General features: G+C 62.2%; 23 protein-coding genes. 9 read left to right on the top strand and 14 right to left on the bottom strand.

Features of this window, described 5'->3' with window-relative positions; translation table 11 throughout:
* Nucleotides 1-62: 62 nt before the first annotated feature.
* Nucleotides 63-647: an SIS domain-containing protein gene (locus BN3544_RS13260; RefSeq protein WP_026036510.1), complete on the top strand. Its 585-nt coding sequence runs from the start codon at nucleotides 63-65 to the stop codon at nucleotides 645-647.
* Nucleotides 648-1,274: a BON domain-containing protein gene (locus BN3544_RS13255; RefSeq protein WP_019429217.1), complete on the top strand. Its 627-nt coding sequence runs from the start codon at nucleotides 648-650 to the stop codon at nucleotides 1,272-1,274.
* A 106-nt stretch (nucleotides 1,275-1,380) separates the two neighbouring features.
* Here BN3544_RS13255 and BN3544_RS13250 read toward each other — a convergent pair whose 3' ends face one another.
* Entirely contained in the window at nucleotides 1,381-2,286 is a 906-nt protein-coding gene (locus BN3544_RS13250; RefSeq protein ID WP_019429218.1) for an NAD(P)-dependent oxidoreductase, read from the bottom strand.
* 168 nt (nucleotides 2,287-2,454) lie between these two features.
* On the opposite strand from BN3544_RS13250, the gene BN3544_RS13245 reads away from it, so the two are divergent.
* Nucleotides 2,455-3,138, top strand: a complete 684-nt coding sequence (locus BN3544_RS13245) for a YggS family pyridoxal phosphate-dependent enzyme (protein WP_019429219.1) — start codon at nucleotides 2,455-2,457, stop codon at nucleotides 3,136-3,138.
* A 45-nt stretch (nucleotides 3,139-3,183) separates the two neighbouring features.
* On the opposite strand, the gene BN3544_RS13240 is transcribed toward BN3544_RS13245, so the two are convergent.
* The 9 genes from BN3544_RS13240 to purU all read right to left on the bottom strand — a co-directional run bounded on the left by BN3544_RS13240 (nucleotide 3,184) and on the right by purU (nucleotide 12,118).
* The gene (locus tag BN3544_RS13240) at nucleotides 3,184-4,200 is read right to left on the bottom strand and encodes an asparaginase (RefSeq protein ID WP_019429220.1); all 1,017 of its coding nucleotides are present in this window, start codon (nucleotides 4,198-4,200) and stop codon (nucleotides 3,184-3,186) included.
* Between the two features lie 87 nt (nucleotides 4,201-4,287).
* On the bottom strand, nucleotides 4,288-5,613 hold the full coding sequence (gene fahA, locus BN3544_RS13235) for a fumarylacetoacetase (RefSeq protein WP_019429221.1): 1,326 nt from the start codon (nucleotides 5,611-5,613) through the stop codon (nucleotides 4,288-4,290).
* Nucleotides 5,614-5,623: 10 nt separating this feature from the next.
* Complete coding sequence (locus BN3544_RS13230; RefSeq protein ID WP_019429222.1) at nucleotides 5,624-6,160, bottom strand: VOC family protein; 537 nt, start codon at nucleotides 6,158-6,160, stop codon at nucleotides 5,624-5,626.
* A 25-nt stretch (nucleotides 6,161-6,185) separates the two neighbouring features.
* Nucleotides 6,186-6,386 (bottom strand): hypothetical protein, encoded by a 201-nt coding sequence (locus tag BN3544_RS13225; protein WP_019429223.1) that lies wholly within the window; start codon nucleotides 6,384-6,386, stop codon nucleotides 6,186-6,188.
* 11 nt (nucleotides 6,387-6,397) lie between these two features.
* Nucleotides 6,398-8,086 (bottom strand): FAD-dependent monooxygenase, encoded by a 1,689-nt coding sequence (locus tag BN3544_RS13220; RefSeq protein WP_019429224.1) that lies wholly within the window; start codon nucleotides 8,084-8,086, stop codon nucleotides 6,398-6,400.
* A 22-nt stretch (nucleotides 8,087-8,108) separates the two neighbouring features.
* Nucleotides 8,109-8,591, bottom strand: coding sequence for a MarR family winged helix-turn-helix transcriptional regulator (locus tag BN3544_RS13215; protein ID WP_050999082.1), 483 nt, complete (start codon nucleotides 8,589-8,591; stop codon nucleotides 8,109-8,111).
* A 153-nt stretch (nucleotides 8,592-8,744) separates the two neighbouring features.
* Nucleotides 8,745-10,253 carry an FAD-linked oxidase C-terminal domain-containing protein gene (locus BN3544_RS13210; protein ID WP_019429226.1) on the bottom strand — a complete coding sequence of 503 codons (1,509 nt, stop codon included), beginning with the start codon at nucleotides 10,251-10,253 and terminating at the stop codon, nucleotides 8,745-8,747.
* Between the two features lie 93 nt (nucleotides 10,254-10,346).
* On the bottom strand, nucleotides 10,347-11,222 hold the full coding sequence (locus BN3544_RS13205) for a LysR substrate-binding domain-containing protein (RefSeq protein ID WP_019429227.1): 876 nt from the start codon (nucleotides 11,220-11,222) through the stop codon (nucleotides 10,347-10,349).
* 47 nt (nucleotides 11,223-11,269) lie between these two features.
* The gene (gene purU, locus BN3544_RS13200; RefSeq protein WP_019429228.1) at nucleotides 11,270-12,118 is read right to left on the bottom strand and encodes a formyltetrahydrofolate deformylase; all 849 of its coding nucleotides are present in this window, start codon (nucleotides 12,116-12,118) and stop codon (nucleotides 11,270-11,272) included.
* Between the two features lie 203 nt (nucleotides 12,119-12,321).
* Here purU and BN3544_RS13195 point away from each other — a divergent pair, with 203 nt between their 5' ends.
* Together BN3544_RS13195 and BN3544_RS13190 are read left to right on the top strand one after the other, a co-directional pair.
* Nucleotides 12,322-13,635, top strand: a complete 1,314-nt coding sequence (locus tag BN3544_RS13195) for an omega-aminotransferase AptA (RefSeq protein ID WP_036074818.1) — start codon at nucleotides 12,322-12,324, stop codon at nucleotides 13,633-13,635.
* A gap of 114 nt (nucleotides 13,636-13,749) precedes the next feature.
* Nucleotides 13,750-14,832, top strand: coding sequence for an AbrB family transcriptional regulator (locus BN3544_RS13190; protein WP_026036511.1), 1,083 nt, complete (start codon nucleotides 13,750-13,752; stop codon nucleotides 14,830-14,832).
* Nucleotides 14,833-15,177: 345 nt separating this feature from the next.
* Here the strand turns inward: BN3544_RS13190 and BN3544_RS13185 are convergent, their stop codons facing one another.
* The 3 genes from BN3544_RS13185 to BN3544_RS13175 are packed head-to-tail and all read right to left on the bottom strand — an operon-like array spanning nucleotide 15,178 to nucleotide 17,521.
* Nucleotides 15,178-15,459 carry a BTH_I0359 family protein gene (locus tag BN3544_RS13185; protein WP_019429232.1) on the bottom strand — a complete coding sequence of 94 codons (282 nt, stop codon included), beginning with the start codon at nucleotides 15,457-15,459 and terminating at the stop codon, nucleotides 15,178-15,180.
* A gap of 53 nt (nucleotides 15,460-15,512) precedes the next feature.
* The gene (locus BN3544_RS13180; protein ID WP_019429233.1) at nucleotides 15,513-16,694 is read right to left on the bottom strand and encodes a DUF3108 domain-containing protein; all 1,182 of its coding nucleotides are present in this window, start codon (nucleotides 16,692-16,694) and stop codon (nucleotides 15,513-15,515) included.
* A complete protein-coding gene (locus BN3544_RS13175) occupies nucleotides 16,694-17,521 on the bottom strand; it encodes an IclR family transcriptional regulator (protein WP_019429234.1) in 828 nt (275 codons plus the stop codon). The genes BN3544_RS13180 and BN3544_RS13175 overlap by 1 nt, the downstream gene beginning before the upstream one ends.
* 103 nt (nucleotides 17,522-17,624) lie before the next feature.
* Between BN3544_RS13175 and BN3544_RS13170 the strand changes: the two genes are divergently transcribed.
* The 4 genes from BN3544_RS13170 to BN3544_RS13155 all read left to right on the top strand — a co-directional run bounded on the left by BN3544_RS13170 (nucleotide 17,625) and on the right by BN3544_RS13155 (nucleotide 20,580).
* On the top strand, nucleotides 17,625-18,635 hold the full coding sequence (locus tag BN3544_RS13170) for a fumarylacetoacetate hydrolase family protein (protein ID WP_019429235.1): 1,011 nt from the start codon (nucleotides 17,625-17,627) through the stop codon (nucleotides 18,633-18,635).
* A 215-nt stretch (nucleotides 18,636-18,850) separates the two neighbouring features.
* Nucleotides 18,851-19,063, top strand: a complete 213-nt coding sequence (locus BN3544_RS13165) for a type II toxin-antitoxin system RelB family antitoxin (RefSeq protein ID WP_019429236.1) — start codon at nucleotides 18,851-18,853, stop codon at nucleotides 19,061-19,063.
* Nucleotides 19,047-19,316: a type II toxin-antitoxin system RelE family toxin gene (locus BN3544_RS13160; protein WP_019429237.1), complete on the top strand. Its 270-nt coding sequence runs from the start codon at nucleotides 19,047-19,049 to the stop codon at nucleotides 19,314-19,316. Before BN3544_RS13165 ends, BN3544_RS13160 begins: the two co-directional genes overlap by 17 nt.
* A gap of 64 nt (nucleotides 19,317-19,380) precedes the next feature.
* A complete protein-coding gene (locus BN3544_RS13155) occupies nucleotides 19,381-20,580 on the top strand; it encodes a Fic family protein (protein WP_019429238.1) in 1,200 nt (399 codons plus the stop codon).
* 3 nt (nucleotides 20,581-20,583) lie between these two features.
* On the opposite strand, the gene gatB is transcribed toward BN3544_RS13155, so the two are convergent.
* Nucleotides 20,584-22,059 (bottom strand): Asp-tRNA(Asn)/Glu-tRNA(Gln) amidotransferase subunit GatB, encoded by a 1,476-nt coding sequence (gene gatB / locus BN3544_RS13150; protein WP_019429239.1) that lies wholly within the window; start codon nucleotides 22,057-22,059, stop codon nucleotides 20,584-20,586.

The following is a 22,059-nucleotide window of genomic DNA, read 5'->3' as shown; positions in this document are numbered from 1 at the left end:
ACCGTGTAAATAACTGTTTTTCCGGGTGGCCGCCGTGTTGCGGGGGGTATCATTCGCACCGCATGCTAGACCTACGAATCCAACAACACTTTATCGACAGTGCCGATTTGCACTACCAAGTGGCCGAGACTTTGGCCAAACCTGTGGACGCCGCTGTTCAGGCCGTTCTGGCTTGTGTGACCGGGGGCGGCAAGGTGCTTGCTGGTGGCTTGGGCCCTTCGGCCGCATTGGCCCAATATTTGGCGAATTTGCTGGTGGGTGGTTTTGAACGTGAGCGTCCGGGTTTGGCCGCCATGGCCTTGTCATCGGACGCCTTGACGGCCAGTCGCTGGCCCGATGGCCAGGCCTTGGCCCGGCAGGTGCTGGCGCTGGGCCAAACCGGCGACGTACTGGTGCTGATCAGTGTGGATGGTGCAGAGCCTGCATTGGTCGAAGCGGTGCAAGCGGCCCACGACCGGGAAATGAGCGTATTGGCCCTGACTGGCCATCACGGGGGCGGTTTGGCCCGCCAGTTGCGCGAGACCGATGTGCATGTGTGTGTGCCGCATGAGCGAGCCGCCCGAATTCGTGAAGTTCAGCACTTGGTGCTGCACTGTCTGTGTGATGGCATTGACACCCAACTTTTGGGTGAACAGGAGACTCTTTAAATGAAACGCAATCTGCAATCTTTGGTTTTTTCGGGTGCTGTTTTGGCCGTTGCGCTGTCCAGCTTGTCCGCCTGCGCCCCCTTGATCGTGGGCAGTGCTGTCATGACCGGCATCGTGGCCACCGATCGCCGCACCACGGGCGCACAGGTCGAAGACGAGGGCATCGAGCTCAAGGTCGCCAGCGCTGTGCGTCAGGATTTGGGTGAACGTGTGCACTTGAACGTGACCAGTTTCAACCGCAAAGTGTTGCTCAGCGGTGAGGCCCGGACCCAGGCCGACAAAGACCGTGCAGAGAAGCTGGCTCAGAGCCAAGAAAATGTCCAGTCGGTCGTGAACGATTTGGCGGTGACCATGCCCAGCAGCCTGACCCAGCGCTCCAAAGACACGGTGACCACCAGCCAGGTCAAGGCCGCATTCATCGATGCAAAAGACCTGCAGGTCAATTCAATCAAGGTGGTGACCGAGCGCGGCATTGTGTACCTGATGGGCCGTGTGACGGCTCGTGAAGCAAAACGTGCCAGTGACATCGTGCGCAGCATCAGCGGCGTGACCAAAGTGGTCCGCGTGTTTGATGAAATCTCTGAAGAAGAGCTCAAGCGCTTGAGCCAGCCGCCTCTGTCCAAGTAAAGCCTTGCTGCTTCATGAAAAAGAGCGACCTTTGTGTCGCTCTTTTTTTTCAAATCTTGGGTCAAGCCCGTGCAGGCGTGTCGTCAAGGCCTTCTGCTGTGCGCGTTCAGCGCAGTCGGCGGATCAGGCTGGAGGTGTCCCAGCGGCCACCGCCCATTTTTTGCACATCGGCGTAAAACTGGTCGACCAGTGCCGTCACGGGCAGGCGAGCGCCGTTGCGCTTGGCTTCGTCCAGCACCAGGCCGAGGTCTTTGCGCATCCAGTCCACCGCAAAGCCAAATTCGAACTTGTCGTCGGCCATGGTTTTGCCCCGGTTGTCCAGCTGCCAGCTTTGCGCAGCGCCCTTGCCGATCACGTCCAGCACTTGGTGCATGTTGAGGCCCGCCTGCTGGCCAAAGGCTACGGCTTCGGACAAGCCCTGCACCAGCCCGGCGATGCAGATCTGGTTAACCATCTTGGCCAGCTGGCCCGCGCCCGATTCGCCCAGCAGGGTGAAAGCACGTGAAAACGCCATGGCGGCGGGTTTGACGTTGTCAAAAGCCACTGCATCGCCACCGCACATCACGGTGAGCATGCCGTTTTGCGCGCCCGCCTGGCCACCCGAGACGGGGGCGTCGATGAATTGCAGGCCGAGCTTTTGCGCTTCGGCAGACAACTCCCGTGCGATGGAGGCCGAGGCTGTGGTGTGGTCCACAAAAATGGCACCGGGCTTCATGCCGGCAAACGCGCCATCGGCACCGAGCACCACACTGCGCAGGTCATCGTCGTTGCCCACACAGGCGAACACAATGTCGGCACCCGAAGCCGCTTCACGCGGGGTGGGGGCGCTGGCGTTGCCGGGGCATTCGGCCACCCAAGCGGCGGCTTTGGCCGCGCTGCGGTTGTAAACGGTGACATGGTGACCCGCGCGGGCCAAGTGCCCGGCCATGGGGTAGCCCATGACGCCCAAGCCCAAAAAGGCGACTTTGCGGCTGGGTGCAGGTTCGTAGGTTTTGGCAGCGATTTGGCTCATGGAGGTCTCGATTCAGGATAAACAAGCGGCTAATTTAGCAGTCTGGCCAAGAGTCGGTGCACCTTGGGTGCATTGGGCTGACCGCTGGGCGACAGCTGGGTGTCATCTGAGGGTGCGCAAGAAAGGTTCACCCGTAAGGCTCGCACTCGGGTTTGGTACGCTCGGTCCATGAACACTACCATCGCCGAGAACCTGGCGCAGGTCCACGCGCACATTCAGGCCGCCTGCCAAGCGGCAGGCCGCGCGCCGGGCAGCGTGCAATTGCTGGCCGTCTCCAAGACCTGGGGGCCCGATGCCGTGCGGGCCGCCCATGCCGCGGGGCAAACCGCTTTTGGCGAAAACTACATCCAAGAAGCGGTGGACAAGATCACGGCCTTGCACGACCTGCCCTTGCAATGGCACTGCATCGGCCCGATCCAGAGCAACAAAACCCGCTTGGTGGCCGAGCACTTTGACTGGGTGCACAGTATTGATCGCCTGAAAATCGCACAGCGCTTGAGTGAGCAGCGCCCAGACCACAGGCCGCCCTTGCAGGTGTGCATTCAGGTCAATGTGGATGGGGGCGAGACCAAATCGGGTGTGGCCCCGCAGGACCTGCCTGCGCTGGCCCAGGCGGTGGCCGCTTTGCCACGCTTGCAGTTGCGCGGTTTGATGACCATCCCCGAGCCCGCCGAAACCGATGCCCAGATGCGGGCGGTGCACCGTCAGGCCAAAGACTTGCTGGACCGTTTGCGCGCACAAGGCTTGGCGCTGGACACGCTGTCGATGGGCATGAGCGCCGATCTGGCCGCCGCGATTGCCGAAGGCAGCACGATGGTGCGGGTGGGCACAGCCATTTTTGGCAAGCGCTGAAAGCCGCTGCCGCGATGGCTGCGGCTGCGGATGCGGCGGGTGTTTTTAGCGCCCAGCGCTCGCTTGCAGTTGGAACACACTGCGCCGCTCGCCCACGGGCAAGCCCGCCACATTCAAGAGCTGCTGAGCACGCCAAGGGGCCAGTTGCTGGCGCTGGGCGTCGTCCAGCCAGCCCAGTTGGCCCAGGGCCTCGACCGTGGCGGCAAACAGGGCGGCCTTGTTGCCGTCCATGATCTTGATCGCCAGAGCCTGCCCCCGCGCACGACTGGCCACGACCTGCACGCCGTCCGCCCCCACTTTGCTGACCCAATCGCCTCGGCCTGCACGCATGAAGTCGGCGTCGTTGCGCCCGGTGCCCGAGACCAGTTCGGGGTGTGCGCTCATGGCTTGGCCCAGCTGCTGCAAGCTCTGGCCGTAAAGTCCATCGGCTTCGGGGCAGGCCAAACGGGCATAGCTGCGGGCCAAGCGCGACAAGGGCATGGCGTAGTTGGGGGCCGAGCAACCGTCGATGCCCAGCGGCAGCTCTTCTTCGCGCAATCCGGCCAGGTGCGCCACGGCTTGGCGCACCTGTTGTTGCAAAGGATGGTCCACCTCGGTGTAGTCATCGGTGGACAAACCGTGTTGCACGCAATAGGCCAAAAAGCCACTGTGCTTGCCGCTGCAGTTGTGGTGCCGCTCATCGTAGGCAAAGCCCTCGGGCATGGGGCGGTCGAAAAACGTGAAGCGGTAGGGCACATGGCAGCCGCAGCGCATCTGCTGGGTGCCAGTGCCGCTTTTGCGCAAGATGGAAGCCACCTGCTCGACGTGCATCGCCTCGCCGTTGTGGCTGGCACACATCATGGCCAACTCGGGTGGCGTGAAGCCGAAATGGGCCACGCCGCCCGACTGGATCAACGGCAGCGCCTGCATGGCCTTGAGGGTTGATCGGGTGAAGCACAGCCAGTGCGGGTTGCCCACTTGGGCCAGCACACGGCCTTCGGTGTCGGTCACGGCCAGTGCGCCCATGTGCAGGCACTCTGGCACGCCGTTGCGGGTCAACTCGATCAGGGGTTCAAAGTTCATGGCTTCGCCTTGGTGTGTGGACAAACCAGTGTAAGTTCTCGCCTGTCCGGTGAGGGCTGGCCGCTTGGGCCGCGCAGCGCCGTTGACTCAGCCTTGGGGCAGCCGCGCCGGCAGCACCGTGCCCACGCATTCGCCAAAGCCAATGCGTGCCGCGCCTTCGCGCTCGCACCAGCCGCGCAGCACCACGCTGTCGCCGTCTTCGAGCCAGGTGCGCTGTTCGCCGTTGGGCAAGGCGATGGGGTTCTTGCCGCCCGTGGTCAGCTCGATCAGGGCGCCTGCTTGGTCCAAAGTGGGGCCTGACAGGGTGCCGCTGCCCAGCAAGTCGCCCGCTTGCAGGTTGCAGCCATTGACGGTGTGGTGGGTGAGCATCTGCGCCACGGTCCAATAGGCGTGGCGGTAGCTGGTGCGGCAGATGCTGGCGTCGCTGAGGCCTGCGGCGCGCATCTGCGGTGTTTGCAAACCCACTTGCAGTTGGATGTCAAAAGCGCCGCCGCTGCGGTTGGCTGGTGAGTCCAAATAAGCCATGGGCTGCGGGTCTTCGGCAGGCCGGGTGAAGGCCACGCGGTAAGGGGCCAAGGCTTCGAGCGTGACGACCCAGGGCGAGATCGTGGTGGCGAAGTTCTTGGACAAGAAGGGGCCGAGCGGTTGGTATTCCCAGCCCTGGATGTCGCGGGCCGACCAGTCGTTGAGCAGGCAGATGCCGAACACATGGTCTTCGGCTTTGGCGATGTCCACGGCTTCGCCCAGTGCATTGCTGCGGCCCACAAAAATGCCCAGCTCCAGCTCGATGTCCAGTCGCTTGCAGGGGCCGAACGTGGGCGCGGCTGCGCCCGGCGGCATGGTTTGGCCGACTGGGCGGCGAAATGTTTGGCCCGACACGCCAATGCTGGAGGCTCGGCCGTGGTAACCGATGGGCACCCATTTGTAGTTGGGCAGCAGCGGGTTGTCGGGGCGGAACTGTTTGCCGATGTTGGTGGCGTGGTGCACCGAGGTGTAGAAGTCGGTGTAGTCGCCAATGCGGGCAGGCACGTCGTATTCGGCCTGGGCTTGCGGCACGAGGCCGTCTTGCAAGGCGGCTTGCGCTGCCGATCCTTCGCGCAGAGCGCGTGACAGGGCCAGGCGCAAGGCGCTCCAAGCCGGGGTGCCCAGCGCCATCAAGGCGTTGAGCTTGTCTTGCGCGCCCGCTTGGGCGGCTGCAGCGGCCTCGCCGGTCAGTACGCCTGACTTGGCCAATGCGGCCAAGTCCACGATTTGGTCGCCAATGGCCACGCCGCCGCGAAAAGCCTCGGTTGAGCCCTTGCGGCGAAACACCGCGAACGGCAGGTTTTGGATGGGGAAGTCGCAGCCTGCGCTGTTGGCCGAGGCGAGCCAGCTTTTGAGCGCCGGGTTGTGGGTGTCGTTCAGCAGAGTCATCGAGGCCCTTTCAAGCGGCCATGCTGCCATCGTGCATCCACGCGGCGTGCTTGGGGGCGCGTTTGGTTTGGCTCCATTCTTCGAGCATGTCCCACTTCACTTCGTCGAGCTTTTGCATCATCTCGGGCGTGCCGCAGTCGGCGGCCAGCTCCAGGCGGTGGCCGCTGGGGTCAAAGAAATAAATGCTTTTGAAAATGGTGTGATCGACCGGTCCGAGCACCTCGATGCCACCTGCGACCAATTTGTCTTTGGCGGCGATCAGCGCGTCCATCGACTCGACCTTCAAAGCCAAGTGCTGCACCCAAGCCGGGGTGTTGGTGTCGCGGCCCATTTCGGGCTGGCTGGGCAGCTCAAAAAAGGCCAGGATGTTGCCGTGGCCCGCGTCCAAAAAGATGTGCATATAGGGGTCGGGTGCTTTGGTCGAAGGCACTTCGTTTTCGGCAATGGCCAGCACAAATTTCATGTCGAGGTGTTTTTGGTACCACTCAACGGTTTCTTTGGCGTCTTTGCAGCGGTAAGCGACGTGGTGAACGGATTGAACGAGCATCGTGGTCTCCTTTGAAGTGAGGGGGTCAGAGGTCTTGCAATGCAGCGGTGATGTGCTGCTGAAACAGGGTTTCGTCGGCCAGCGCGTTGGCGTTGAGCAAAGCCAGCTTGACGAGGAACAGCGGGGCCTTGTCGGCCCCGGCTTGGTCGATGGCCGTGGCCAGCGCGTCGTAGACGGTTTCGAGGCCGCCGATGGAAAGTGTGGGTGAATGTGACAGGGGGGTCATGGTGTTGTTCCTTATCGGGGCAAGGCCTGGTTCAGGGCCGCTTGCAGCCGCGTGGCGTCCAGCGTGAGCCAGCGGGCGCAGATGTGCTGGTCGGGGCGCAGCAAATACGCGCCGCCATGGGCTGGCACACCGTAGCGTTGGCGCAGGTGGCCATCGGCATCGGGCAGGTGTTGGTCGGCCCCGGCCACGGGCTGCGCCGCGCCCACGGCGGTGACGTTTAAAGGCATGCCTTTTTGCCGTGCGGCGTTGATCACTTGTTGCAGTGCATCGGGCAAGGCGGTGTCGGTGAAATACAGCAGCTCAAAGCCGCCGCCCAGGTGGTCGAGCAAAAAGTCGTTGGCCCCCAAGCGCACGTTTTGCGGTGGCGCACCGTGGGCCGGGCCACTCTTGAACAAGCCATTGTCGTCCCCCGTGCTGTTGAGCATCGAGTGCGTGTACGCGTGCGGCCTTGAGGTTCGCCAGTGGTACAGGGGCCGCACAAATTCTTGTGTGAGCGAGAGCGACAGCACCGCGTCGCGCAGCAGCCGAAAGCCCGGACTGGGCGGGGCCATGAAGCGGGTGCTTTTGCCCGCTTCGGTGATGATCTCGCGGGCTGCGCCCACGCGCTCGGCGCTGTGGTTGGCCAGCAGCCGTGGGCCGGCAAGCCCTTTGACCACCAAGCCCAAGTGCCAGCCCAGCGACTGCGCATCCTGAAAGGCGGTGTTGGCCCCGCGCACGCCAAAAATCGGCAACAGGTGCGCGGCGTCGCCCGTGAAGATGACGCTGCCGTGCACAAAGTCGGGCAAGGTGAGCGTGCGGGCCGAGTAGACCGAAGACCAGTCCATCTGCCACGGCACACCGGCGTGGCCGATCATGGCCAGCTGGGCGTCGATGCGGGCTTTGAGCGACTCGGGGCGCAGCGCTTCTTCGGGCGTTTCGCCCGGCGGCAGTTGGTAGTCCACGCGCCAGATGCCGTGGGGCTCACGGTGCATCAAGATGGTGTTGCCGGGGTTCCAGTCGGGGTCAAAGTAAGCCAGGCGCTCGGTGGGCAAAGGCAGGTCGACTTGGATATCGGCGATCACGAAAAAGCCTTCGTAAGACGCGCCTTCCATTTGCAGGTTCATGGCTGTTCGGATGCCCGAGCGCCCGCCGTCAGCGGCCACCACCCAGTCGCTCTCCAGCGTGTAAGGGCCTTCGGGCGTGTCGACTTCCAATTGCGCATGACCGTCTTTTTGCACCACCGCCGTGACCTTGTTGCCCCAGCGGAAATCGATCAGCGGGTTGGCTTGGCAGGCCTCGTGCAGGTACTCCTCCAAGAACTGCTGCTGCACATTGATGATCGGGAAAAACCGGTCATCGGCATCGTGCGGCGCTTCCATTCGAAACACGCGCTGGCCCCGGTAAAACGAGTTGCCAAAGCGCCAAGGCAGACCGCCTGCGGTCATGCGGTCGGCCACCTCCACTTGCTGCAAGATTTCCATCGAACGGCGGGTGAAGCAGATGGCGCGGCTGCCTTGAGACAACTGCAATTCGGCGCTGAGCACCACGCTGGGCACGCCGTGGCGGGCCAACTCCAGCGCCGTCACCATGCCGGCTGGGCCAGCGCCAACGATCACCACCTTTTGACGCGTCTGTGGAGGGTGCGCCGAGGCCAGCCAAGGTTTGAACACCTGGTACTGGTAATAAATGGAAGGGCGGGCTTCGGTGCTGGGGGTGTGCATGTTGTCTTCCGGATGTTGGGGCTCAGCGCGGGCGAGAGTTCGAAGCAAGGACTGGCCGGGAGTCCGTCGTAACCCCCGGACGGGCGTGGGCAATCAGGCGGTCGAACATGGCGCTCAAGGTGCTTTGTTCTTTTTCTGTCAGGCAGCCGAAGATGTCTTGGTTGCGTTGGGCGACCATGGCCATGGCGCGGTCGAACACCCCGCGCCCTTTGGCCGTCAGGGTCAGCACCACACCCCGGCCATCGCCCGGATGATCGGCTTTGAGCACTAAACCCTGATCGACCAGCGCCTGCGCGCCCCGGCTGGCCTGGCCTTTGTTCAGGTTGGCTTTTTCGGCCAGTTCTTTGACCGACAAGGGCTCAAAGGTGCCAATCGTCGTCAAGCAGCGCCCGTCGCTCATCGACAAACCCGTGTGTTCAGGGTAGGCCGATTGGCTGTCCGAGTCGGTCAGCTTGTGCAGTTGGTGCAGGCGGTAGGTCAGCGTGCGGTCAAGAGGCGTGGGCATGGCGGGCGTTGCCGTGGTTTGGGAATTGGCCCGCATCTTAGGTGAATATGGTTGCGTGCGCAACCATATTCGTCGGCATGGCCTTGTGCGTTGAGCCATGCCCCCGAAAAAAAGGCCTGAGGATCGCTCAGGCCTGTGGGGTGTTGGCGAAGCTCAGAACCGCTCCAACTCCGGGTGCTTGATTGCCCCCGCACGCACCAGCATGCGGCCATATTCAGCGCACCGGTTCAGCGTCGGAATCACTTTGCCGGGGTTGAGCAGGCCCTGCGGGTCGAAGGCGCGTTTGATGGCGAACATCTGCTCGTTTTCTTCGGCGCTGAACTGCACGCACATGCTGTTGACCTTTTCGATGCCCACGCCGTGCTCACCTGTGACGGTGCCGCCCATGGCCACGCTGGTCTCCAAAATCTCGGCACCAAACAGCTCGCAGCGGCGCAATTGGTCGGCGTCGTTGGCATCGAACAGGATCAAGGGATGCAGGTTGCCGTCGCCTGCGTGGAACACGTTCAGGCATTTCAGGCCGTACTTGATTTCCATTTCGGAAATGGCTTGCAGGATGTCGGCCAGGCGCTTGCGCGGAATGGTCGAGTCCATGCACATGTAATCGGGGCTGATGCGGCCCGATGCGGGGAAGGCGTTTTTGCGCCCGCTCCAGAACTTCATGCGCTGGGCTTCGTCACGGCTGACGGTGATGGCGGTCGCACCGCAGCCGCGCAGCACCTCGCTCATGCGGCCGATTTCCTCTTCGACTTCTTCGGGCGTGCCGTCGCTCTCGCACAAAAGAATAGCGGCGGCGCTCAGGTCGTAGCCCGCGTGCACAAAGTCTTCGACGGCCACGGTCATGGGGCCGTCCATCATCTCTAGCCCTGCGGGGATGATGCCCGCTGCGATCACGGCGGCCACGGCATCGCCCGCTTTGCGCACGTCGTCAAAGCTGGCCATGATGCAGCGTGCCAGCATCGGTTTGGGCACCAACTTAACGGTGACTTCGGTGGTCACGGCCAGCATGCCTTCGCTGCCCACCAGCACGGCCAACAGATCGTAGCCAGCCGTGTCGAGCGCGTCGCTGCCAAATTCAATCGGGTCGCCTTCGATCGTGAAGCCTTTGACTTTGAGCACGTTGTGCACCGTGAGGCCGTATTTGAGGCAGTGCACCCCGCCCGAGTTTTCGGCCACGTTGCCGCCAATCGTGCAGGCGATCTGGCTCGACGGGTCAGGTGCGTAATACAGGCCATAGGGCGCAGCCGCTTCGCTGATGGCCAGGTTGCGCACGCCGCACTGAACCACCGCCGTGCGGCTGACCGGGTCCACGGTTTTGATCTGGTTGAAGCGGGCCATCGACAAGGTCACACCCATGCGGTGCGGCATGGCCCCGCCCGACAGGCCGGTGCCGGCACCGCGTGCCACCACGGGCACTTGCAGAGCGTGGCAGACCTTGAGCACGGCCTGCACTTGGCCCTCGGTCTCGGGCAATGCCACCACCAAGGGCCGCTCGCGGTAGGCGGTCAGGCCGTCGCATTCATAGGGCGTGGTGTCTTCGGGGGTGTAAAGGATGGCATCTTGGGTCAGCACGCGGCCCAAGGCCTGCACCACGGCGCGCTGGCGCTCGGCCCGTTCGGTGGCGGTCAATTGCTGGGTTTCGATGGGGGTGTTGGCACTCATGACAGTCAAAACCTGGAGTTAAGCCCATCACTGTAAGCCCAAGGCCGGTCGCCGGGGCTGAAGAATCTTTGATGGGTTTGTGAATTTGGCCGCTCAGGCCAGCGCTTTTTTCAGCCAGTCGGCAAAGGCGGCGCATTCCCAGCGCTCCATGGTGCCGGTGCGCCAGCACAGGTAGTGCGCATGGGGGCTGGGCACGCTGCGCTCAAACAGCCGAACCAGTTGGCCGCTTTCGAGCCAAGGAGCGCCCAGCTTGGTGCGGATCAGGCCGATGCCCAGGCCTTGGGCTGCGGCATCGCACATGAGGCCGATGTCGTTGAACGATGACCCGTCGATGGGTTCTGGCCAATCGAGGTCGTGTGCGGCAAACCAGGTACGCCAGGGCTCCAGCGGGCTGCGCAGCAGAGGCTGGCCTTGCAGGTCTTCGGCGTTGGCAAACGGACCGTTTTCACGCAACCAAGCGGGCGATGCCAAGGGCGTGACTTCGTCTTTGGCCAGGCAGACGTGTTCTACGTCCGAGTAGCGGCCTGTGCCAAAGCGCACGGTCAGGTCGGCGTCTTCGGCCACCACGTCCAAAAGCGGAATGCTGACCTGCAAAGTGATGTCGATCTCGGGGTAAGCGTCTAAAAAGTGTTTCAGGCGCGGCATGAGCACCGAGCGGGCAAAAGTGGGCGTGACCGCCAGGCGCAGCTTGCGCCGCCCCGGGGTGTTGCTGGCGCTGGGAAAGCGCTGCAGCGACACCAGCCCTTCGCGCACATGCGCCAGGTATTCGATGCCTTCGGTCGTGAGCGAGAAATCGGCCCGACCAAACAGCTTGGTTCCGATGATTTGCTCCAGCTGCTTGACGCGGTGACTGACGGCGCTGGGCGTCACGCACAGTTCTTCGGCCGCTTGGGTCACGCTGCGCAGGCGCGCCAAGGCCTCAAAGGTCAAGAGGCACTGGATCGGCGGGATGCGCGAGTTGGCGGACATAGTTAATCAGTTGGGGACAGAGCTAAAGATCTGTCCCGCAAGTTTATTTATTTGAAAATCACCGTCTTGTGGCCGTTGATGAGCACGCGGTGTTCGCTGTGCCATTTGACAGCGCGGGCCAGCACTTGGCTTTCGGTGTCGCGGCCAATGGTGGTCAGGTCTTCCACGGTTTTGCTGTGGTCCACACGGGCCACGTCTTGCTCAATGATTGGGCCTTCGTCCAGGTCGGCCGTCACATAGTGGGCGGTGGCACCAATCAGTTTCACACCCCGGTCGTGCGCCTGGTAGTAAGGCTTGGCGCCCTTGAAGCTGGGCAAGAACGAGTGGTGGATGTTGATGGCACGGCCGGCCAGTTTGCGGCACAGGTCGTCGCTCAGAATTTGCATGTAGCGGGCCAGCACCACCAGCTCGGCACCTTCGGCTTCGATGATTTCGTACTGCTTGGCTTCGGCCTGTTCTTTGGTGGCGGCGGTCACCGGAATGTGGTGAAACGGCACGTTGTAGCTGGCCGCCAGCTGGTAGAACTCGCGGTGATTGCTCACGATGGCGCGGATGTCCAAAGGCAGCAGGCCGCTCTTCCAGCGGAACAGCAGGTCATTCAGGCAATGGCCTTCCTTGCTGACCATGAGCACGGTGCGCATGGGCTGGGTGGTGGCATGCAAGTCCCACTTCATCTGAAAGGTCTGTGCAAACTCGCCCCACTGCGCGTTGAGTGCTGCGCCGTCGGCTTGGCCGCACGCAAACTGCACGCGCATGAAAAACAGGCCGGTGTCGTGGTCGTTGTATTGCGCCGCTTCTTCGATGTTGCCGCCTCGCTCCAACAAAAAACCCGAAACGGCATGCACGATGCCGGTGCGGTCAGGGCAAGAAAGCGTCAGGATGTAAGTCGTGGTCATGGGGCAAAGCGGTTGGGTGGACGCGCCCTTTAAAAGGTGGGGCGCTTCAGTTCAGGACGGCTTATTGTAGAGACACCCTCCGGGGTCCTCGGGCACAGGCGCGGCATGTCGCCCCGGTGGCGGGGCCAGGCCCTTGCGGGCTTTAAACTGGCTAGCTGAATGGATTTCAAGGAGTTTTTGCCGTGACCCTCACCGATCTGAACATGGACAACCAGTGGTTGCCCTTCACGCCCAACCGCACTTTCCGCCAAGACCCCCGTGTGTTCGTGGGTGCCGAGGGCATGCACTTCACCACCCACGATGGCAAAAAAGTCATCGACGGCATCTCTAGCCTGTGGTGTGTGGGCGCGGGCCACAACCGCATGCCGATCAACGAGGCCATCAAAAAGCAGCTGGACACGTTGGACTACGCCACGGCGTTCCAGGCCAGCAACGACAAGGCCTTCAAGGCGGCGCAGATGATTGCCGCCATGGCCCCGGGCGACCTGAATAAAGTGCTGTTTTGCAATTCGGGCTCTGAGGCGGCTGACACCGCCCTGAAAGTGGCGCTGGCTTACCACCGCGCTCGGGGCGAAGGCCACCGCACGGTGTTCATTGGCCGCGAAAAGGGTTACCACGGCGTGAACTTCGGCGGCATGAGCGTGGGCGGACTGCCAGCCAACCGCAAGGCGTTTGGGGCGCAGTTGTTGCCGCGTGTCGACCACATGCGTTTCATCCACGATCCTGTGAAGCACCCCTACATCCACCACGAAGAACCAGTGTGGGCCGAAGACCCGCTGCTGGAGCTGGAAAACCGGATCTTGGTGCTGCACGACCCGAGCAATGTGGCGGCGGTCATCGTCGAGCCGATCGCGGGCAGCGCGGGCTGGTACATCCCGCCCCAAGGCTATGTGAAGCGCCTGCGCGAGATTTGCGACAAGCACGGCATCTTGCTGATTTTTGACGAGGTCATCACCGGCTTTGGCCGTTTGGGTGTGAACTTTGGCGCGGACTATTACGGCGTGGTGCCCGACATGCTGAACTTTGCCAAGGCGGTGACCAACGGCGTGATCCCGCTGGGCGGCGTGATCTGCCGTGACTTCATCTACGACGCCATGATGAATGCCAACTCGCCCCAGCATGCCATCGAGTTTTTCCATGGCTATACCTATTCTGGCCACCCTGTGGCTTGCGCTGCGGCCATTGCCACGCTTGACTTGATGGCAGAAGAAAACCTCTTTGCCCGTGCGGGCCAGCAAGGCCGCGTGTTGGGCGACGCGATGCACAGTGCCCTTAAAGGCTTGCCCAACGTGATCGGCATCCGCACCTTGGGCCTGGCTGGGGCGGTGGAGCTGGCCAGCATCGCGGGCTCGCCAGGCAAGCGGGCCTATGACATTTTTATGGATTGCTTTCACAAAGGCGTGTGGGTGCGCCCCGCGGGTGAAAACATCGTCATTTGCCCGCCTTACATCGTGGAAGACGCGCACATCGACCAGATCGTGCAGACGGTGGCCGACAGCATCCGCCGGCATGCCTGAGCGGGTTCCCGTCGGGCGGATGGGTGTCAGTCAGGGCTTCAGCTCCGACATGAGCTGTATAGGGTGCTGGCGACACAAGGTCGTGACTGAAGCCGCCAACCGATGGGGCCGAGCATGATGTTTTGGGGACGAACGGCGTTGACCTTGCTGGTGGCGCTGGTTGCTGCCCAGGTGTGTGTCTGGCTGCACACACCGATTCCATGGATGCTGGGGCCGTTGCTGGCGACGGCGGTGGCCTCGGTGCTGGGCGCGCCCACGCGCAGTGCGGCCTTGTTGCGCAATGCTGGGCAGTGGGTGATCGGTGCCGCTTTGGGCCTGTATTTCACACCGCAGGTGAGTGAACTGGTGGTCAGTCTGTGGTGGGCGATTGGGCTGGCGGTGCTTTGGGCGCTGGGCTTGGGGGCTTTGTTTGGTGCGTGGCTGCAACGCCAGCATGCGGCCGATTTTGCACACCTGCCGCCGGGGGCTTGGCGGGCCACCAGTTACTTTGCCAGCGCGATTGGTGGCGCTTCAGAGATGACCTTGTTGGCCGAACGCCATGGTGCCCGCACCGACTTGGTGGCGGCAGCGCACAGCGTGCGGCTGGTGATCGTGGTGGTGTCGGTGCCCTTTGCCATGCAATGGGCGCAAAACCATTGGGGCTTGCAGGTCGATGCCCGTCTGCTGCCGGGGCCGCGTGTGGCGCAATGGCCGGGCTTGCTGTGGTTGGCGCTGGCCACGGCGGGCGGGGCGTTCTTCATGACTTGGCTCAAACGCACCAACCCATGGTTCATGGGCGCTTTGCTGGTGTCGATGGGGTTGACGCTTTCTGGGGTTTATTGGTCGGCGGTGCCCACGGCTTTGTCGAACGCGGCGCAGCTGGTCATTGGCGTGAGTCTGGGGGTGCGCTTTCAGCGTGAATTTGTGCACACCGCGCCGGGCTGGCTCGCCTCGGCCGCCACGGGCACGGTGGTCATGATGGTGCTGTCTGTGGGTTTTGGCTTGGCGCTGGCGTGGGCCACGGGGCTGCACCCTGCGACTTTGATTTTGGGCACCTCACCGGGCGGCATTGCCGAGATGGCGATTACCGCCAAAGTCCTGCAGTTGGGCGTGCCGGTGGTCACGGCGTTTCAGGTTTGCCGTTTGGTGGCCGTGCTGATTTTGGTGGGGCCGATTTTCCAGTGGCTCGGTGGGCACAAAAAAGCGTCTGACAAGTAGTCGGTGTGTGGCGTGTGGTGAGTGGTGAGTGGTGAGTGGTGAGTGGTGAGTGGTCACCCATATGTCATGCCCGCGAATGCGGGTATCTATGACTCGAACCACATGGATACCCGATCAAGTCGGGTATGACAAAAACCAAGTTGTTTATGACGACAAGCCACAAAGTCACCTCCAACCTCAACCTCAACCTCAACCTCAACCTCAACCTCAACCTCAACCTCAACCTCAACCTCAACCTCAACCTCAACCTCAACCTCAACCCCTCAACCTCAACCTCAACCTCAACCTCAACCTCAACCTCAACCTCAACCTCAACCTCAACCTCAACCTCAACCTCAACCTGTTTTAGTGCACCACCACCGGTTGTTGGGCCAGGCCGGTGTAGCCCTCGAGCGTGTCTTCGACTTCTTCTTGGGTGGGGGTGTGTTGCTGCCACGCCTGGATTTGCTGCTGGAACATTTCGGCCCACGAGCCGTCCAGATAGACCTCTTTGCCAGAGCGTTTGTCCACGATTTCGAAACCATGACGCTCCAGCATGGGCTTGCTGGTCACGGGGGCCGGCTCGGCAGGCGCGTTGGCCAGCACATGCATCACGGCAAAGGTTTCAGATTCGTACAACAGATTCATGCGTTCATTCTCTCTCAACTTGTGCTGACCACTTGGGGCTTTTGGGATGAACTTCAAGATGGTGTGGTTTTCCTGGCAGGCAGCTCAGCAACAGGCAAAGGCGGCAAGGGCTCTTGGCCACTCAGCGTCAGGTCGATGAAGTCACCGCTGATCTGGGTGATGCGGATGCGCACGGGCATCCAGGCGTATTTTTCGGCCATCCAGAACTCTACTTTGGCGTCAAAACGGTTGCGTGGCTGGCACACCCACTTGGCGGTGGGCAAGGTTTGTGCGTCCAATTTCAGGGTTTCGCCAGGCTCCATGGTCAGCAACCATGGCAAGGCGTCGCGCGTGGTGGCCGTTTGAATTTGCAGACGCGTTCCGGGCTGAAAGCGCTGCGGCTCGCCCGCCATGGCGGCGGCCAGTTGCACATACAGGCTGATCTGGTCTTGCGCGCCCGGCTCCAGCGTGGCCACGGGCGCGTTGCTGCTGAAGACCACCCGGTTGTTTTCGCGGTCAAAGTGCGCTGCGCGTTCACTGCGCCAGCTGTCTGAAAAACGGGTGGGGGCCAGGCCGGAGGCATTGACGGCGCCCACGCTGCGCCAGTGCCGCGAGCCGAGCAAAAAGGCCTTCACCGACAGGCTCATGGCGTAGGCGCTCTCGTTGGATTGCCAGCGAAGCTCGCCGGTGGCGTGGTAGGTGAGGCCCTTGGCCAAGCCCGTCAGGCGGTAGCTCAGCAAGCTCGAAGGCGGCAAGGCCCCCAGTGGAATAAGGGGCATGGCCGAGGTGGCGGTTTGTGCTGCGGCATTGCTGGCGGCCGTTGCGGCAGGCAACGCCTGAGTTGGGGCGCTTTCGGCAGGTGTTGCCAATGGGGCCGCAGGAGGCGGTTCGACCGCCGTGGACGGTGGCAACTCTGCCGGTTCCGGCATGGCGACCGGCTCGGGCGCGGGTGAGGATACAGGTGCAGGCACGGGTGCAGCCGGTTCGGTGGCGATGCGTTGGCGCGGCGTGACCGCTTTCGGGGCAGCTTGAGTAGGCTTAGCAGCAGGCGGAGGGACCCAGCGCGTTTGCAGCGGGCCGGTTCGCACGGCGTCGTCTGAAGGCAAGCTCAGATCCAGTGAACCCGACACACTCAACAGCGCCACAGCGTGCGCCATCAGCACGACCAGCACCAAGGCCAGCAAAGTCCGGCGTGAGGGTGGCCCCGATAAAGCGGGTTTGTCGCCGGTGTGTGGGTGGTCCAGCTTGGCAGGCATCAAGCACGCCAGCCCAAGTCAGCCGACAGTTGCCCGGCAAACTGGCGCAAGCTTTGGGCAATCGGCCCGTCCCATGCGGTGTCGAGCGTGGCGGACGAACCCAGCGCCACCACGCCCAGAACCAAGTGCCCGTCAGCATCAAAAACCGGGGCGCAAAAGCCTGAAATGCCAGGCAACAAGACATTGACCACGCGGCCCAGACCCTGTTGCCGCGTTTCTTTCACCATGGCTTGCAGTTGGGCGGGCGTGCTGGGCAAGTCGCTGCGGCCCACTTTGCGGGCCAAGGCCAATTCTTCTTCGATCATGGGGCGGGCTTTTTCGGCAGCACCGCCATGGCTGTTGAAGGCGGCAAAGCACCGACCCGTGGCCGAAGACAAAAGCGGCATCACATCACCCAAGCGCAAGCTGACCGGCATGGCGAGTGGGGTTTCTTGCCAATGCACCAAGGTCGGCCCCCGGTTGCCCCAAACGGCAAGCGCCATGGTGTGGCCCGTGGCCTCGATCAAGGCGGGCAAGCGTTCACGGGCCATCTTGACGGCGTCCAGCCGCGACAAGGTGGCCAAGCCCAGCCGCAAGGTGGCGGGCCCCAGCTCGTAGCGCGTGCTGGTGCTGTCTTGCACCACCAAGCCCAGGCGCTGGAAGCTGACCAAATATCGGTGGGCTTTGGCCGCGCTCATGTGGGCGGCGGCGGCCAGGTCGCGCAGCATCAAGGGGGCGGGGGCTTGGGCCAAGACATCCAGCAAGGCAAACCCCACCTCGACCGATTGAATCCCTGCGCGTTCCTTGTCACCGTCTTGCGGGCTGGAAGCGGTGCTGTCTGTGTCCATATCGCCTAGAATCTGGTTTCGTTTAGTTAAATGAGTTTAACAATGCGTAATTTCTCGCTGGTGCACACTGTAGCGCATCGAGACCAGAACGGACACATTCAACATGAAATTGGCGACCTACAAAGACGGCTCACGCGACGGACAACTGGTGGTGGTTTCGCGCGACCTGAGCACCGCACATTATGCGACCGGCATCGCCAGCCAGCTGCAACGGGTGCTCGACGACTGGAACTTCTTGGCCCCCCAATTGGAGGACCTGTACACCACGCTCAACCAAGGCAAGTCACGACATGCCTTCCCGTTCAACCCCGCGCAATGCATGGCCCCGCTGCCCCGCGCCTACCAATGGGCCGACGGCTCGGCCTACCTCAACCATGTGGAGCTGGTCCGCGCGGCCCGCAACTCCGAAGTGCCCAGCAGCTTTTACACCGACCCGCTGATGTACCAAGGCGGCAGCGATGACTTCATTGGCCCGTGCGACTCGGTGGTGTGCGCCAGTGAAGCCTTTGGCATCGACTTTGAAGCCGAAATCGCGGTCATCACCGGCGACGTGCCCATGCAAGCCAGCGCGGACGACGCCATCGAAGGCGTGCGCTTGATCATGCTGGCCAACGACGTGAGCCTGCGCAACCTGATCCCGAACGAGCTGGCCAAAGGCTTTGGCTTTTTCCAGAGCAAACCCGCCACCGCCTTCAGCCCCGTGGCCGTGACCCCCGACGAGTTGGGCGAAGCCTGGCAAGGCGGGCGCGTGCACCTGACGCTGCAGTCCACCTGGAACGGCCGCAAAGTCGGCATGTGCGAGGCCGGGCCTGAAATGACCTTCCACTTCGGCCAGCTGATCGCCCACATTTGCAAAACCCGCAACGTGCGGGCCGGCTCCATCGTGGGCAGCGGCACGGTGAGCAACAAGAGCGTGGAAGTGAAGGGCAAACCCGAGTGGCCCAAAGGCTACAGCTGCATCGCCGAAAAACGCGCCATCGAAACCATCCTGGACGGCAAGCCCAGCACCGAGTTCATGAAATACGGCGACACCATCCGCATCGAGATGAAGGGCTTGAACGGCGAGAGTTTGTTTGGGGCGATCGAGCAGGAAGTGGTGCCGCTGGAGCGTTGAAGTCGACACACCCTTGCCCCTGTGGGAGGCCGCCCCTGCGGCCGAAGGGCGTGCCACAGGCCCTGAAAACCCGACGAGCCAATGGGCCTGATCAATAACCTTGGAACAAAAAATCCATAGCAGCGGTGATCTGGTCTTGGGATGGGTCTGTCAAATTTGGCTGTAATGGATGGGCTGGCTATACTTGTATAGCAATCATTGAAAGGGAAGAAGCCATGCTTGCCATCCGCCTGCCCGAAAACATTGAAACCCGCTTGGCTCAACTGGCCCAAGAGACCGGGCTGACCAAGACCGCGCTGGTGCGCGAAGCCATCCTCGAACACATCGACGACCTCGAAGACTATTTCCTGGCCGAGGCCCGCGCCCGCAAGAACCGCAACACCATTTCGTTGGAAGACGTGGAGCGCGAGCTTGGCCTGGCAAATTGAGTTTGACCCGGACGCCCTCAAAGACCTGCGCAAACTCGACAAGCCGATCCAGATCCGGCTGGTGGGTTTTTTGCGCACACGCGTCAGCAGCTTGACCAACCCACGCGACATCGGCGAGGCCCTCTCGGGTCAGCGCCTGGGCAGCTATTGGAAGTACCGAGTCGGTGACTGGCGCATCATCTGTGACCTTCAGGATCAGAAAATTCTGGTGCGCGTGTTGCGGATCGGCAATCGGCGAGAGGTCTACCGATAGTGCTGAAGCGTAAAAAAACCATTTACGCTTCACATTTGAAGCGTAAATCCCTAAAATACGCTTCATGTATCTTTGGCAATCTCCCCAATGGCCTGAATTTCAGGTCGATCTGGCCGTGCTGCAACCGGCGCTGGCTGCCGCACGCTATGCGCAGGGGCGTGCCATGGGGCTGGCCAGTCATCTGCAACGGATGGACCTGGGTGACTTGCAATTGCAAGGCTGGGCCGACGAAGCCGTGGCCACGGCGCAGATCGAGGGCGAAACGCTGCAGGTCAACTCGGTGCGGGCCTCTGCCGCCCGGCGTTTGGGCTTGGCTGACGCCAAAGCGCTGGAGCGCGACGCACGCACCGAAGCCACTCTCGACGTACTGCAAGCGGCCATCGAACAAAGCCAGCAGCCTTTGAGCCACGACACCCTGTACGGCTGGCAAGCGGCCTTGTTCCCGACTGGGCGCAGCGGCATCCAGAAAATCCGCACAGGCGCTTACCGCGACCATGCCGAACCCATGCAGATCGTCACGCTCCGCATGGGCAAGCCCGACATCGTGCATTACCAAGCCCCCGATTCGGCCGACGTGCCTGCGCAGATGACACATCTGATCGATTGGTTCAACAGCAGCCTGGGAAAGGCCGACGGCCTGGTGCGTGCAGCGCTGGCGCACTTGTGGCTTGAAGCCATTCACCCCTTTGAAGACGGCAACGGCCGCGTGGGCCGGGCGCTGGTTGAAATGGCTCTGGCGCAAGACCTGAAAACCGACAAACGCCTGTGGAGTCTGTCGCAGCAAATGTGGCTGGACCGGGCAGGTTACTACGCCCAACTGCAAGCGGCCACCGGGCAGGCCAATATGGACGTGACGCCCTGGGTGCAATGGTTTGTGGGCTGCGTGCACAAAGCCGCTGATGCCACCTGGGAACACATGCAAGCGGCCATGCGCAAAACCCGTTTTTGGGCCGAACTGCGCGAGCAACATCCGCAGCTCACGCCCACGGAAACCAAGGCGATCAACAAGCTGTATGACGTGGGGCCGGAAGGTTTCGCCCACGGCATCAGCACCGAGAAATACGTGAACCTGTGCCGCGTGTCACGCGCCACGGCCTACCGGGAGCTGACGGCGCTGTGCGAGATGGGGGTGTTGGTGCAGACGGGGACGGGGCGGGGAACCAGGTATCAGTTGATTCCCCTGTGCGAGGCTGCCCCTCCGACGATGGTGTTGAGTGAACAGACATTCGCGAGCAAGGACTCGCTTCCACACCCAAAAGCGTGAGCGTTAACCGCCCAGCTTCTTCATCAACAAAGCATTCACCTGCCCCGGATTCGCCTTGCCCTTGCTGGCTTTCATGATCGGGCCGACCAGGCCGTTCAGGGCCTTGGCATTGCCCGCCTTGAACTCTTCCACGTTCTTGGGGTTGGCGGCCAGCACTTCGTCGATGATTTTTTCCAGCTCGCCGGTGTCGTTCATCTGCTTGAGGCCTTTGGCTTCGATGATGGCGTCGACATCGCCTTCGCTACCGGAGGGGCCTTCTTTATTCCACAGACCTTCAAACACCTGACGAGCCGCGTTGTTGCTGATGGTGTTGTCGCTGATTCGACCAATCAAAGCGGCCAGCTGTGCCGCGCTCACTGGCGCTTGCTCGATGCCCATCTCACTCACATTCAAGCGCCGCGACACTTCACCCATGATCCAGTTGCTGGCCAGTTTGGCTTGGCCGCAGGCCTTGGCGGTGGCTTCAAAGTAAGCGGCGACCGCCTTGCTTTGGGTCAGCTGGGTGGCGTCGTATTCGGGCAGGGCGTAGTCTTTGACGAAGCGCTCGGCCATCACGCGGGGCAGCTCGGCCATCTCGCCTTTGACGCGCTCGACCCAGTCGCGGCCGATCACCAGCGGCGGCAGGTCAGGGTCGGGGAAGTAGCGGTAGTCGGCGGCGTCTTCCTTGGTGCGCATGGCGCGGGTTTCGCCCGTGTCGGGGTCGAACAGCACCGTGGCTTGCTGGATGGCGTGGCCGTCTTCGATCTGGTCAATCTGCCAGCGCACTTCGTAGTCGATGGCTTGCTGCATGAACTTGAAGCTGTTCAGGTTCTTGATCTCGCGGCGCGTGCCCAGAGGTTGGCCGGGCTTGCGCACCGACACGTTGGCGTCGCAGCGGAAGCTGCCTTCTTGCATGTTGCCATCGCAGATGCCGACCCAGGTCACGATTTTGTGCAACTCTTTGGCATAGGCCACGGCCTCGTCACTGCTGCGCATGTCGGGCTGGGTCACGATCTCCAGCAGCGGGGTGCCCGCGCGGTTCAGGTCGATGCCGCTTTGACCAATGAAATCCTCGTGCAGCGATTTGCCCGCGTCTTCTTCGAGGTGGGCACGCTCTAGGCGCACGGTTTTGCGCACCGTTTCTTTGCCTTCTTCGAGGAAAAACGACACCTCGCCACCTTGCACCACCGGGATTTCGAACTGGCTGATCTGGTAGCCCTTGGGCAGGTCGGGGTAAAAGTAGTTTTTGCGCGCAAAGATGCTGCGCTCGGCGATGTGCGCGTTGACGGCCAGACCGAATTCGATGGCGCGCTCGACCGCGCCCATGTTCATCACGGGCAGTGTGCCAGGCAGGGCCATGTCCACCGCGCAGGCTTGCGTGTTGGGCTCGGCACCAAACGCCACCGAGGCGCGGCTGAAAATCTTGCTCCGGGTGGAGAGTTGGGTGTGCGTTTCAAAGCCGATGACGACTTCGTAGCCTTGAACTAATTTAGCGGTCAT

Source organism: Limnohabitans sp. Rim47 (assembly GCF_001517545.1).
Lineage (GTDB): Bacteria > Pseudomonadota > Gammaproteobacteria > Burkholderiales > Burkholderiaceae_C > Limnohabitans_A.
The sequence above is the reverse complement of the archived record's forward strand: the minus strand, read 5'-3'. Positions and strand labels throughout refer to the sequence as shown.